Origin of the sequence: Lacrimispora amygdalina (assembly GCF_003432035.1) — a bacterium.
Lineage (GTDB): Bacteria > Bacillota > Clostridia > Lachnospirales > Lachnospiraceae > Lacrimispora > Lacrimispora amygdalina.
Genome location: NZ_QOHO01000075.1, coordinates 1 through 14,564, shown reverse-complemented (window position 1 = coordinate 14,564; position 14,564 = coordinate 1). Strand labels below are relative to the sequence as shown.

Genomic DNA, 14,564 nt, shown 5'->3' with positions numbered 1-14,564 from the left:
TTCTTATTTTAACTCAATAAACGTAATTCATTTATTAATTTCTCATTACCTTAAAAAGTGCCTGAGTGATAGCAACAGTCAGAATCGCCGCAACGATTGCCTCCGGAATCCCATTAATACAGATAATTCCAATAATAACTGTATAAATCCCTTCCGTCAGACCCTTAGCTGCCTGTCCGTACTCTTTACCAAAAAGAAAATAAATCAGATTCATTACCAGCAATGTGTTGGTTAATGATCCGGCAACTCCTGCCGCCGCAAGTGCTGCAGTCATTTTAAACTTACTTCCCTTTAAAGCTTTTAGTACTCCTTTAAACACATAATACGCCACGATTCCAATTAAAATTCTTGGTACCATACAGATAACCAGGCTTCCCAGATTGCCCCCGTACTCTCCCACTTTTACAAATGGTGAGAAGACAAACGAAGTTGGATTTGGCATGTTAGTGTTTTTCCACAGACTTGTCAGTCCAAAAATCATTCCCAGAAATCCGCCATATTTTGGTCCAAGTATTACGGCTCCAATAATGACAGGAACGTGAATGATGGTGGCGTTCATAAATCCCAAAGGAATGTATCCGAAGGGCGTAAACGCCATGATGATGATAAGGGCAACAAATATAGCTGCCAGTACCATGTCGCGTGTTTTGTTTCCAGTATTCATATTTTTCCTCCTGTGCTACTGTTCTTTTATAAGATACAATGCATGTGGTTACATCTGCATTATACATAACTGACCATTATCCGTCAATCCTGTCTATAAAATCGACATTTCTTTGTTAATTTACATAAAGTTATCAACATTATGGGGATAACTTGTGGAAAACTCTCTGGATAGAATCTTGATAACCTTTTTTTGTGCACATGCCTGTCCTGAACATTTTGATAAATTCAGTATTTCCCGGATGTGAATAACTTAACTTTCAAAATCCTGTTTTTTGTGGACAACTTTCTCTCTGGATGTTTATCAACAATCCATAAACATCTAATTCACAACCCTTTCACACACTTATCCACAATTTTTTACTATTATCATTGAAAATTATTACAAAATAGTATAGAATGAACAGTAGATTGGGCTAATGCGCATATTTGCATTTTAATAGATGTAGGAGACATACAATGTTAGAAAAGTTAAAGGAAAAATGGGACGAAATCTTATTGAATTTAAAAGAAGAGCACGAAATTACAGATGTTTCTTTCAAAACCTGGCTTCTCCCGCTAAAAGTTCATACCGTTGACGGAGAAAAGGTAATCGTCACGGTACCGGATGTAGAATTTCTGGGATACATCCGTAAAAAATACGGGTTTCTTCTAAAAATAACCATAGAAGAAGTGACTGGCTTTGAATGCAGCGTCGATTTTGTTGTGGAAAATCAGATTCAAAAAGAAGCAGCTCCCGCTCCTGCAGGCAATACACTTATTACAAATACGGTGAATGCGGTCAGTCAGTCCGCGATCATAAACGCTAATTTAAATCCGAAATATATCTTCGATACTTTTGTTGTAGGTGCTAATAATAATCTGGCACACGCAGCATCCTTAGCAGTTGCAGAATCCCCCGGTGAAATTTATAACCCTCTTTTTATCTATGGAGGTGTGGGACTGGGTAAAACTCACTTAATGCATTCCATCGGTCATTTCATATTAAAGAACAATCCGAATGCAAAGGTTCTCTACGTAACCAGTGAAAAATTCACCAACGAGCTGATCGATGCGATCCGAAACAAGAACAACTTCTCTCCTACTGAATTCAGGGAAAAGTACAGAAATAACGATGTTCTTTTAATCGATGATATACAGTTTATCATCGGTAAAGAAAGTACACAGGAAGAATTCTTCCATACATTTAATGCATTATATGAAGCGAAGAAGCAGATTATTATTTCATCTGATAAACCGCCAAAGGAAATTGAAACACTGGAAGAACGTCTCCGTTCCCGTTTCGAATGGGGCTTAACAGTGGATATACAGTCTCCTGATTATGAAACCAGGATGGCCATCCTTCGCAAAAAAGAAGAGATGGAAGGCTACAACATCGACAATGAGGTTATCAAATACATAGCAACCAATATCAAATCCAACATTCGGGAGCTGGAAGGCGCCCTGACAAAAATCGTTGCACTCTCACGCCTTGATAATAAGGAAATCACCGTAGAGCTGGCTGAAGAAGCCTTAAAAGATATTATATCTCCTAATGATAAAAGGGAAGTCACTCCTGAACTGGTTATTCAGGTTGTTGCCGACCACTATGGTCTGACTCCTCTTGATATCTGTTCTCAGAAACGCAACAAGGAAATTGTATATCCACGCCAGATTGTGATGTACCTCTGCCGTGAGATGGTTGGAACCCCTCTGCAGATGATTGGAAAATTCCTTGGAGGAAGAGATCATACCACCATCATCCATGGTATTGAAAAGATCTCCGGAGATATAAACAAGAACGAATCCTTAAATAACACCATTGAGATATTAAAAAAGAAAATTAATCCACAATAGAGTGTGAATCACCTGTTAATTTCATGTGGATAATTAGACAGATCATAAGTGTTCTGATCAGTCTGTGGATAACCTTTCATTTTTCCTCACGTTTTGTGGACGTTATTCACATTGTTATGAACAGGACAACTTAAGGCTTTATAACGGTTATAAGGGCTTTTACACAAACCCACAGCCCCTACTACTAATACGACGAAATTAAACTATATTATTTATCTATTTATTGTTATTTTGAGAGCAAAGGAGTTATCAACAATTATGAAACTGACATTTAAGCAGGATGCCATTTTAAATGGTATTAATATTGTATTAAAAGCAGTTCCCAGCAAAACAACCATGTCCATCCTGGAATGCATCTTTATTGATGCAAGCGGTTCTGAAATTAAGCTCACTGCCAATGACATGGAACTTGGTATTGAGACAAAGGTGGATGGAACCATCCTGGAGAGGGGAAAAATTGCTCTGGAAGCCAAGCTTCTTTCAGAAATCGTCAGAAAGCTGTCCTCTTCCGGTGACTCCATGGTAACGATTGAAAGTGATGAAAAATTTACTACAACCATTTCCTGTGACAACTCTATTTTCCATATACAGGGCCGGGATGGTGAAGAATTTGCGTACTTACCTTATATTGAGAGGGATCACTATATCTGTTTATCCCAGTTTTCCTTAAAAGAAGTAATCAGACAGACCATCTTTTCCATCGCACCGAACGACAGCAATAAGATGATGACTGGAGAACTGTTTCAGGTTACCGGAAACCAGCTGAAAGTGGTTTCTCTGGATGGTCACCGGATTTCCATTCGGAATATTGAATTAAAAGATACATATCGTGATATAAAAGTCATTGTTCCTGGCAAGACTCTAAATGAAATAAGCAAGATACTTGGTGGGGATAACGAAAAAGAAGTTCTTATCTTCTTTAGTACGAACCATATTTTGTTTGAATTTGATGATACAATCGTTGTATCCCGTCTGATAGAAGGCGATTATTTCCGTATAGATCAAATGTTGTCCAGTGATTATGAAACCAAGGTAAGTGTAAACAAGAAAGAACTTTTAGACTGCCTTGACCGGGCAACCATCCTGGTAAGGGAAAATGATAAGAAACCTCTGATCATCAACATTGAAGATCAGGAAATGGAACTTCGCATGAATTCCAGCTTCGGATCCATGAATGCTCAGGTAGCAACTCATAAAACTGGCAGTGACATCATGATTGGATTTAATCCAAAGTTCTTAATCGATGCATTAAGGATCATTGATGATGAAGAAGTGACAGTTTATATGCTAAATCCCAAATCCCCGTGCTTTATCCGGGATGAAGAGGGAAAATATATTTATTTAATTCTCCCTGTTAACTTTAACGCGGCAGCTGTTTAAAATAATTGCAGGAGCGTCCTACGGACATACCTTTATGTCCAAAAAGCATGGACAAGAAAGAGGAAATTATGGAAACTATAAAATTAAGGGATGAGTATATCAAGTTGGGACAGGCTTTAAAAGCTGCCGGTCTGGTAGGGTCCGGTGTTGATGCGAAGTTTGTCATTGAGGACGGTCTTGTTTCCGTAAATGGACAGCCTGAATATCAGAGAGGAAAGAAATTAAGAAGCGGAGATATGGTCACTTTTGATGGTAAGAGCATTAAAATTGAGTAATGCTGCCCAGCCATACCTTTATGTCCAAAAAGCGTGGACAATAGAGAGGAAATCACAACATCCATGATCATTGAATCGATAGAGCTTAAGAATTATCGCAACTATGATGAATTACATATGGATTTCAGTCAGGGAACCAATATACTCTATGGGGACAATGCCCAGGGGAAAACGAATGTCTTAGAAGCAATCTATGTCTGTGCTACGACAAAATCCCACAGAGGCAGCAAGGATAAGGAAATTATACAGTTTGACAGGGATGAGTCGCATATCAAGCTAAACGTCAGAAAGAATGATATTCCATACCGGATTGACATGCATTTGAAAAAGAATAAGGCCAAAGGCGTGGCGGTAAATGGCGTTCCCATCCGCAAGGCCAGCGAGTTATTTGGAATCGTCAACGTTGTATTTTTTTCACCGGAAGACTTAAATCTCATAAAAAACGGACCGGCAGAAAGGCGCCGGTTCGTTGACATGGAATTATGTCAACTTAACAAGCTGTATGTACACTCACTGGTCCAGTATAACCGGATTGTGACACAGCGAAATAAATTATTAAAAGATCTGGCATTCCGTCCGGACTATGAAGAAACACTGGATATATGGGATATGCAGCTGGTGCAGTATGGGAAAGAGATCATTCTTTACAGAAAAGAATTTGTTGAGAGACTTGGAATGATTATTGAACCCATACACCGTAAGCTTTCCGGTGGTAAAGAAACTTTATGTATTCTCTATGAGCCGGATGTGGAGGCAGATTCTTTTGAAGAAACATTAAGGCGAAGCAGAGGTCAGGATTTAAAGCAGAGAACTACTCTGACAGGACCCCATCGGGACGATTTAAGTTTCATGGTTAATGGCATTGACATCAGGCGGTTTGGGTCTCAGGGACAACAGCGGACAGCCGCTTTATCTTTAAAACTGGCAGAAATAGAACTGGTAGAAAATATTGTGCATGATTATCCCATTCTTTTGCTGGATGATGTATTGTCTGAACTGGATAACAGCAGACAGAATCAATTACTGGCAGGAATTAATCATATACAGACTGTAATTACCTGTACGGGACTGGAGGATTTTGTAAATGACCGGTTCCACATTGATAAAATATTTAAGGTAATAAACGGTACCGTAGACAATGAAAATTAACGATTCAGGAGGAAGCGTACGAATATGAGTCAAGAATATGGTGCAGATCAAATCCAGATATTAGAAGGGCTTGAGGCAGTAAGAAAGAGACCCGGTATGTATATCGGCAGTACATCCATCAGAGGACTTCATCATCTGGTATACGAAATCGTGGATAACGCGGTGGATGAAGCTCTTGCGGGATACTGTGACAGCATAGAAGTAGTCATTCATAGTGACAACTCTATAACAGTAGTGGATGATGGACGCGGAATCCCGGTAGGAATTCAGAAGAAAGCAGGCATTCCTGCTGTTGAGGTAGCGTTTACCATTCTTCATGCCGGCGGAAAATTTGGCGGAGGAGGATACAAGGTATCCGGTGGACTTCACGGAGTAGGAGCTTCGGTTGTAAATGCTCTATCCCAGTGGCTGGAAGTAGAGATCCGTACAGAAGGAAAGATCTATAAGCAGCGCTATGAGAAGGGGAAAACCATGTACCCTCTAAAGGTAATTGGAGATTGCGATCCCGAGGAACATGGAACCACAGTTACATTTCTTCCTGATAAAGACATTTTTGAGGAAACTGTATTTGATTATGATACTTTGAAAATACGTTTAAGAGAAACTGCCTTTCTGACTAAGAATTTAAAGATCATTCTTCGTGATGAGAGAGAGGAATCTCATGAACATGTATTTCATTATGAAGGTGGAATTAAAGAATTTGTCACCTATTTAAATAAAGGGAAGACTCCTCTTTATGATCAGGTATTTTACTGCGAGGGAACCAAAGACGGTGTGTACGTGGAGGTAGCCCTGCAGCACAACGACTCGTATACAGAAAATATTTACAGCTTTGTGAATAACATCAATACGCCGGAAGGCGGAACCCATCTGGTTGGATTTAAGAATGCACTTACAACTACGTTAAATGATTATGCCAGAAAGAACAAGCTGTTAAGGGAAAGTGAAGCTAATTTATCCGGTGAAGATATCCGGGAAGGTATGACAGCCATTATCAGCGTAAAGATTGAAGAGCCACAGTTTGAGGGACAGACCAAGCAGAAACTTGGAAACAGCGAAGCCAGAGGTGCAGTAGATGGCCTTCTAAGAGAACAGCTGACTTATTATCTGGAGCAGAATCCGGGAATTTCAAAAACTATCTGTGATAAATCCATTCTGGCTCAGAGAGCAAGAGCAGCTGCCAGAAAAGCAAGAGATTTAACCAGAAGAAAAACAGCTCTGGAAGGTATGGCTCTTCCAGGCAAGCTTGCGGATTGTTCTGATAAAAACCCGGAGAACTGTGAGATCTATATCGTAGAGGGAGACAGTGCCGGCGGTTCTGCAAAGACAGCCCGATCCAGAAATACCCAGGCAATTCTTCCTTTGCGCGGAAAGATTTTAAACGTGGAAAAAGCAAGACTGGATAAAATTTATGCCAATGCGGAAATCAGAGCCATGATTACAGCTTTCGGAACCGGTATTCATGATGATTTTGATTTAACTAAACTGAGATATCATAAAATCATTATTATGACCGATGCCGATGTAGACGGTGCTCATATCAGCACTCTGCTTTTAACCTTCTTATACAGATTCATGCCGGATCTGATCAAAATGGGTTATGTATATCTGGCACAGCCGCCGTTATACAAAATTGAGAAAAATAAAAGAGTATGGTATGCTTACAGCGATGAAGAACTGGATTCCATCTTAAAAGAGGTGGGAAGAGACAATAACAATAAGATTCAGCGCTATAAAGGTCTGGGAGAGATGGACGCAGAACAGCTTTGGGAAACAACCATGGATCCGGAAAGAAGAATTCTTTTAAGAGTCAATATGGATGAAGATTCCCAGTCCGAAATGGATTTAACATTTTCAACCCTGATGGGTGACCAGGTAGAACCAAGACGTGAGTTTATCGATGCGAATGCCAAATACGTACAGAATCTTGATATTTAATTGGAGGAAATAAAATGGAACCAAATATCTTTGATAAAGTTCATGACGTGGACTTAAAAAAGACCATGGAAAAATCGTATATCGATTATGCCATGAGCGTCATTGTTTCCAGGGCACTGCCGGATGTCCGAGACGGATTAAAACCGGTTCAGAGAAGAGTCCTGTATTCCATGATAGAGCTCAACAACGGTCCGGATAAGCCACATCGTAAATGTGCCCGTATCGTCGGTGATACCATGGGTAAGTATCACCCTCATGGTGACAGCTCTATTTATGGAGCCCTGGTAAATTTAGCACAGGAATGGTCCACCAGATATCCTCTGGTTGACGGGCACGGAAACTTCGGTTCTGTGGATGGAGACGGCGCAGCTGCCATGAGGTATACAGAAGCCCGTTTAAGTAAAATCTCCATGGAAATGCTTGCAGATATCAATAAAGACACCGTTGATTTCAGTCCGAACTTTGATGAGACAGAGAGGGAGCCGGATGTACTTCCATCCCGTTACCCCAATCTTCTGGTTAATGGTACATCAGGCATTGCAGTAGGTATGGCAACCAACATTCCTCCTCATAATCTGAGAGAAGTCATTGGAGCCGTTGTAAAAATTATAGACAACCAGGTGGAAGAAAACAGAGAAACCTCCATGGAAGAGGTTCTGGATATTATTAAAGGACCTGATTTCCCTACAGGTGCAACCATCCTGGGAAAACGGGGCATAGAAGAGGCTTACCGTACAGGAAGAGGCAAGATTCGTGTAAGAGCGGTCAGCGATATTGAAGCTATGCCCAATGGAAAGAGCCGTATAATCGTTACTGAGCTTCCTTACATGGTTAATAAAGCCCGTCTGATTGAAAAAATTGCAGAACTGGTAAAAGATAAAAAAATTGATGGAATTACGGACCTTCGGGATGAATCAGACCGTACCGGTATGAGAATCTGCATTGAACTGCGCCGTGACGCCAACGCTAACGTAATTTTAAACCAGCTGTTAAAGCATACCCAGCTTCAGGATACATTTGGTGTAATCATGCTGGCACTTGTAAAAAATCAGTCCGGTGTTCTTGAACCTAAAGTATTAAATCTGGTTCAGATGTTAAGTTACTATCTGGAACACCAGAAAGAGGTTGTAACCAGAAGAACCCGTTACGATTTGAACAAGGCAGAGGAACGTGCCCATATCTTGGAAGGATTGCTCATTGCTCTGGATAATATTGATGAAGTGATTCACATCATCAGAGCATCCCAGAATGTTCAGGTTGCAAAAGCAGAACTTATGAGCCGGTTCGGTTTAAGTGATCCTCAGTCCCAGGCAATCGTTGATATGCGGTTAAGAGCTCTTACGGGTCTGGAACGAGAGAAGCTTGAAAACGAATACAAAGAGCTGGAAATGAAAATTGCAGAATTAAAAGCTATTCTTGCTGATGAGAAAAAACTTCTGGGAGTAATCAAAGAGGAGATCAGCATCATTTCCGCAAAATACGGGGATGACAGAAGAACCTCTATAGGATTTGATGAGTTTGATATGTCTATGGAAGATTTAATTCCTGATGAAAATACCATCGTTGCCATGACAAAGCTGGGCTACATCAAGAGAATGTCCGTAGATAATTTCAAAAACCAGAATCGTGGCGGAAGAGGTATCAAGGGTATGCAGACCATTGATCAGGATTACATCGAAGATCTGATGATGACAACGACCCACCACTATCTCATGTTCTTTACCAATACGGGAAGGGTTTACCGCTTAAAAACATATATGATTCCCGAAGGAAGCAGAACTTCCAGAGGAACTGCCATCGTAAATCTTTTACAGATGCTCCCGGGAGAAAATATTACAGCCATTATTCCCATGAAAGAATATGATGATGACAAGTTCTTATTCATGGCAACCAGAAACGGTATGGTTAAGAAAACACCGATGATGGAATACGCCAATGTCAGAAAGAACGGTCTTCAGGCAATTGTTCTTCGTGAAAATGATGAACTGATTGAAGTAAAAGCTACAGACGATACCAACGATATATTCCTGGTGACGAAAAAGGGACAGTGTATCCGGTTCCATGAAAAGGATGTACGTGTAACCGGCCGTGTTTCCATAGGTGTAATTGGTATGAAGCTTAATGATGATGATCAGGTAGTGGGAATGCAGATGGATTCTCAGGGACCAAAGCTATTGATCGTTTCTGAAAACGGAATGGGTAAGAGAACTCCTATTGAAGAATTTACTCCTCAGAGAAGAGGCGGTAAAGGTGTTCTGTGCTATAAGATTACAGAAAAAACCGGAGATATAGTAGGGGCAAAGCTGGTTCAGGATGATCATGATCTTCTTCTTATAACAACCGAAGGAATAGTAATCAGAATTTCCGTTAATGATATCTCTGTTATTGGAAGAAATACGTCCGGTGTAAAACTGATGAACATTGACCAGGATTCCGATATTATTGTTGCAAGTATTGCAAAGGTAAGGGATGACGGAAGCAAATCCGAAGGAGAAGGTTTAGATGAACTGGATCTGGAAGATGCAGAGGATATCCAAGAGACAGAGGATAGTTCTGATATAAATGAAATTCCAGAAACAGAAGAATAAATCTTAACACAAACAATATAGAAAAAAACTGTTCTTTATTTTATAATACCAATCACAAACAGAGGACAGTAAAAAAGGCTCAGGATGCAGCAATTATTATTTTACTGCTACCTGAGACTTTTTCTTTAGTCCAGATAAAAGGAGGAAATTCAGCTTGGAAACTGACCCAGGCGCGGCGCAGATAGCCGCACAGATCTTATTGCTTATTGCCCTTACCGTAATGAATGCTTTTTTTGCAGGGGCAGAAATGGCCGTTGTATCAGTCAATAAAAACAGGATCCGAATGTTAGCAGACGGCGGAAATAAAAAGGCATCTCTGATTCAAAAGCTTTCAGAAGACTCTACAGGATTTTTATCAACCATCCAGGTGGCTATTACATTTGCAGGTTTTTTTTCAAGTGCTTCAGCAGCAACTGGAATTTCCCAGGTTCTGGGAGTAAAGCTGGATTTACTGGGAATTCCTTATGCCAGAAGTTTATCCATGGTGGCAGTTACCATACTTCTGTCTTATTTCAACCTGGTTTTTGGTGAATTGGTACCCAAGCGTATTGCTCTTCAAAAGGCGGAAAAATTTAGTATGTTTGCAGTGGGACCCATTTATGCAATATCAAAAGTAATGGCCCCGTTCATCAAACTTCTCTCAATATCTACCAATGGTGTTTTAAAAATACTTGGTATGAAGACTGAAAATTTGGATGAAGAGGTATCCGAAGAAGAAATAAGATCCATGCTGCAGACGGGACGGGAAAGCGGTGTGTTTAATAAAATAGAAGAGGAAATGATCAAATCAATCTTTCTTTTTGATGACAAAAGAGCAAGAGAAATAATGACACCAAGGCAGGATATGATAACCATTGACATTGGGCAGCCGGTAGATCAGGTACTTCACAATATTCTAAATACCAGGCATTCCAGAATTCCAGTCTATGAGGGTGAGATTGACAATATAATCGGAATTTTGTCTATGAAGGATTTTTCCATAGAAATGACAAGGATGGATCCAAATACCATTGATATCCGTACCATACTTCAGAAACCTTATTTCATACCAGAAAATAAAAAAACGGATAATCTGTTTCTTGAAATGCAGAAAAAAAAGTTGAAGTTGGCTATATTAATTGATGAATACGGAGGTGTTTCAGGTCTAGTAACTATGGAAGATTTAATTGAGGAAATTGTGGGAGATATTCAGGATGAATATGAAGAATCTGAACCGCAGCTCACAGAACTGGAGCCATTTGTCTTCAAAGCTTCAGGAGGAATCTCCCTCTATGATCTGGATGGAGTCCTTCATGAAAAAATTGACAGTTCCTGTGATACACTTTCCGGATATTTAATTGAATTGCTGGGCTTTATTCCCATGCAGTCCCAGATTCCCATGGAAATTCAAGATGAATCAAATCATTATACCATTCTTGAGGCAGAGGACCGGGTAATTAAGAAAGTTATTATCCGTATAAAAGATAAGATTAAATAGAACTTTGTTTTCGGTCTCCTGCTTGACAATCAGCATACAACTTGGTAAGATACAAACTGAAACTATAACAATTACAGATAAAGATGCGAGATTTAAGAGAATGGGGGATTAGCATGACAAGTGAATTTGCAGTCGCAGTTCACGGACTGGTATATCTGAATCAGAGACAGATTACCACATCCAGTGAAGAACTGGCTTCCAATGTCTGCACAAATCCTGCCCGTGTCAGAAAAGTTATGGCAAAACTGAAAAAGGCAGGTATCATTGCAACAAAAGAAGGTCTGGAAGGAGGATATCATCTGATTGGTGATCCGGACACAATTAATTTGAAGCAGATATGCGATGCCCTTGATGTAGCCTTTGTGTCGTCTTCCTGGAAATCAGGAGATGAGAACAATCCCTGCATGGTCGCTTCCGGGATGTCCGGAGTGATGGATGAGATTTATGGAGAACTTAATGATTTATGCAGAGACAGAATGGAGCAGATAACGATAAAGGATATACATGAAAAATTAATCCGGAATCGGCTTATTATATAGTGAAACAAAGTAAGCGGGAGTGGTGAATGCCATTCCCCTTTTTTTATCTTGATTTCGTCATATGATTCGTATATGATTAAGTAAAGACAGTGAATTACCGTTTATCTGGAGGAGATCATGATCAGAACCATAAGAGCAGAAGAAATCACAAAAAATATTAAGGAAATGTGCATAGAAGCAAATCATGTCCTGTCAAAGGATATGGAAGAAGTATTTTTGCAGTCAGCCAGGAAAGAAAAATCAGCTTTGGGAAAACAGATTTTCTGCCAGCTTGAAGAAAACCTGAAAATAGCCAGAGAAGATCTCATACCTATTTGTCAGGATACCGGTATGGCAGTGATATTTTTAAAAATAGGTCAGGATGTACATATTGAGGGAGGCAGCCTGGAAGATGCCGTGAATCAGGGAGTGCGCGAAGGGTATACAGAAGGGTATTTAAGAAAATCCGTAGTTGAACCCATTGAACGAATTAATACGAAGGATAACACCCCAGCGGTCATTCATTATGAAATCACACAGGGAGAACAGATTGATATAACCGTTGCACCAAAGGGATTCGGCAGTGAAAATATGAGCCGTATTTTTATGCTGAAACCCGCGGATGGCCTGGAAGGGGTAAAGGAAGCAATTCTAACAGCTGTAAAGGAAGCAGGACCCAATGCATGTCCGCCCATGGTTGTAGGAGTGGGTATCGGAGGTACTTTTGAAAAATGTGCCCAGATGGCAAAGCATGCGCTGACCAGAGACTTAGATGAAAAACCATCTGTTCCATATGTAAAAGAACTGGAAACAGAAATGCTGGATAAAATCAATAAACTGGGAATTGGGCCCGGAGGATTAGGTGGAACCGTTACTGCGCTTGCAGTGAATATTGAAACATATCCTACCCACATAGCAGGCCTGCCAGTAGCAGTTAATATCTGCTGTCATGTGAACCGTCATGCACACAGAATTATATAGGATTGGTTAGAAAAGGGAGGAAACCATGGATTATCATATGAAAGCGCCAGTAAGTAAAGAGGATGCACAAAGATTGAATGCAGGAGATTACGTTTATCTTACAGGAACTATATATACAGCCAGAGATGCAGCACACAAAAGAATGAAAGAAGCACTGGATCATAATGAGTCCCTTCCTTTTGATATAAAAGGAAATGTAATTTATTATATGGGACCATCCCCGGCCAGAGAAGGGCGTCCTATCGGGTCTGCAGGTCCTACAACAGCCAGCCGTATGGACCGGTATACGCCACAGCTACTGGACCTGGGACTTGGAGCTATGATTGGAAAAGGAAAAAGAAGTAAAGAAGTAATTGATTCAATAATAAGAAATCAGTCCGTCTATTTTGCAGCGGTAGGTGGGGCAGGTGCACTTCTTTCCAAATGTATCTACTCATCAAAGGTAGTTGCTTACGAAGATCTTGGAACAGAGGCAGTCAGATGTCTGGAAATAAAAGACTTTCCTGTTATCGTAGTAATTGACAGTAAAGGTAATAATTTATATGAAACCGCGCTAGCACAATTCAGAGAGGAATAGACCAGTCCATGAACCGAATTATCTATATGGTAGTAAGAAATTTTTACCGTGTGCCCCTGTGGTTCTATAAAATCAGGAAGATGGGAATTAAGGAGGAATATTATCCTCACAAAGAACGTTATGAATATATCCGCAATGTAGTAAAGAAAGTAAATAAGTCAGGGCGTGTGGAGGTTACCGTTCATGGAATAGAGAATATTCCTTCTGAGAACGGATTTATTCTTTTTCCCAACCATCAGGGTCTGTTTGATATGCTGGCGATTATGGAGGCCTGTCCTAAACCATTAAGCGTAGTTGTAAAAAAAGAGGCGGCCAATCTGATCCTGGTTAAGGAAGTAGTAAAAGCACTGGATGGTTTCTATATAGACCGCCAGGACATAAAAGCTTCCTTAGAGATAATATCCAAGATGACAGCTGGAGTGAAAGAAAAGAAGAATTTTGTAATCTTCCCAGAGGGAACCCGCAGCAGAGAGGGAAACAGCTTGCTGCCATTTAAAGCAGGTACGTTTAAAAGTGCGGTAAATGCCCGCTGTCCCATTGTACCAGTTGCGCTGATCGACAGTTTCAAACCCTTTGATGAGAATTCATCCAGAAAACAAAAGGTGGAAGTCTGCTTTTTAAAACCCCTTTATTATGAGGATTATCAGCATTTAAAAACCACTCAGATTGCTGAATACGTGCACAATAAAATACAGGAAGAAATAAATCAAAAAATAGGTTGACAAGTCGAATTATATCTTGTATAATTGTCAATGCGTCTGGAAAAGATATACTTGATAGACGGCATCATATGGAGATTAAGAACTACGGAGAAATACTCAAGAGGCCGAAGAGGCGCCCCTGCTAAGGGTGTAGGTCGGGCAACCGGCGCGAGGGTTCAAATCCCTCTTTCTCCGCTCATTTCCAGATGATTATTTTTTTCTTCTGGGCAGTGAAAAAAGTGGTTGACACATATAAAAAACCATGGTATTATATATCAGCTGTCGAAAAACAGTAAAAAGAAAATAAAAAAAGTTGTTGACAAGACAGAAACAATATGATATACTTAACAAGTTGCTGTTGAGAAACAAAACAACAAAAAGCACTTTGAAAACAGAAGATTGAACAGTATGTAAAACCCTGAAAATTCTAATAATAAGCTGCGTTTGAGCAGCTTTGAATGAGAAATTCAGAACGAATAAA

General features: G+C 40.1%; 12 protein-coding genes and 1 tRNA gene. 12 read left to right on the top strand and 1 reads right to left on the bottom strand.

The annotated features are described in order from the left end of the window. Positions 1-34: 34 nt before the first annotated feature. A complete protein-coding gene (locus DS742_RS22330; protein ID WP_117419172.1) occupies positions 35-664 on the bottom strand; it encodes an ECF transporter S component in 630 nt (209 codons plus the stop codon). A 458-nt stretch (positions 665-1,122) separates the two neighbouring features. Between DS742_RS22330 and dnaA the strand changes: the two genes are divergently transcribed. The 12 genes from dnaA (at position 1,123) to DS742_RS22270 (ending at position 14,278) form a co-directional block, all read left to right on the top strand. Beyond that, on the top strand, positions 1,123-2,499 hold the full coding sequence (gene dnaA / locus DS742_RS22325) for a chromosomal replication initiator protein DnaA (RefSeq protein WP_117419171.1): 1,377 nt from the start codon (positions 1,123-1,125) through the stop codon (positions 2,497-2,499). A 258-nt stretch (positions 2,500-2,757) separates the two neighbouring features. Then, positions 2,758-3,879 carry a DNA polymerase III subunit beta gene (dnaN, locus tag DS742_RS22320; RefSeq protein ID WP_117419170.1) on the top strand — a complete coding sequence of 374 codons (1,122 nt, stop codon included), beginning with the start codon at positions 2,758-2,760 and terminating at the stop codon, positions 3,877-3,879. A gap of 68 nt (positions 3,880-3,947) precedes the next feature. Further along, positions 3,948-4,154 carry an RNA-binding S4 domain-containing protein gene (locus tag DS742_RS22315; protein WP_104439514.1) on the top strand — a complete coding sequence of 69 codons (207 nt, stop codon included), beginning with the start codon at positions 3,948-3,950 and terminating at the stop codon, positions 4,152-4,154. A gap of 63 nt (positions 4,155-4,217) precedes the next feature. Next, a complete protein-coding gene (recF, locus tag DS742_RS22310; protein ID WP_117419169.1) occupies positions 4,218-5,303 on the top strand; it encodes a DNA replication/repair protein RecF in 1,086 nt (361 codons plus the stop codon). 24 nt (positions 5,304-5,327) lie between these two features. Further along, positions 5,328-7,241 (top strand): DNA topoisomerase (ATP-hydrolyzing) subunit B, encoded by a 1,914-nt coding sequence (gyrB, locus tag DS742_RS22305; RefSeq protein ID WP_117419168.1) that lies wholly within the window; start codon positions 5,328-5,330, stop codon positions 7,239-7,241. A 14-nt stretch (positions 7,242-7,255) separates the two neighbouring features. Then, on the top strand, positions 7,256-9,829 hold the full coding sequence (gyrA, locus tag DS742_RS22300) for a DNA gyrase subunit A (RefSeq protein ID WP_117419167.1): 2,574 nt from the start codon (positions 7,256-7,258) through the stop codon (positions 9,827-9,829). Positions 9,830-9,983: 154 nt separating this feature from the next. Beyond that, entirely contained in the window at positions 9,984-11,306 is a 1,323-nt protein-coding gene (locus DS742_RS22295; protein ID WP_117419166.1) for a hemolysin family protein, read from the top strand. A gap of 113 nt (positions 11,307-11,419) precedes the next feature. After that, the gene (locus DS742_RS22290; protein ID WP_117419165.1) at positions 11,420-11,845 is read left to right on the top strand and encodes an RrF2 family transcriptional regulator; all 426 of its coding nucleotides are present in this window, start codon (positions 11,420-11,422) and stop codon (positions 11,843-11,845) included. 117 nt (positions 11,846-11,962) lie between these two features. Further along, complete coding sequence (locus tag DS742_RS22285) at positions 11,963-12,805, top strand: fumarate hydratase (RefSeq protein ID WP_117419164.1); 843 nt, start codon at positions 11,963-11,965, stop codon at positions 12,803-12,805. A gap of 25 nt (positions 12,806-12,830) precedes the next feature. Next, entirely contained in the window at positions 12,831-13,382 is a 552-nt protein-coding gene (locus tag DS742_RS22280; RefSeq protein ID WP_117419163.1) for a Fe-S-containing hydro-lyase, read from the top strand. Between the two features lie 8 nt (positions 13,383-13,390). After that, the gene (locus DS742_RS22275; RefSeq protein WP_117419162.1) at positions 13,391-14,104 is read left to right on the top strand and encodes a lysophospholipid acyltransferase family protein; all 714 of its coding nucleotides are present in this window, start codon (positions 13,391-13,393) and stop codon (positions 14,102-14,104) included. Between the two features lie 86 nt (positions 14,105-14,190). Continuing rightward, positions 14,191-14,278, top strand: a tRNA-Ser gene (locus DS742_RS22270). Positions 14,279-14,564: the final 286 nt, after the last annotated feature.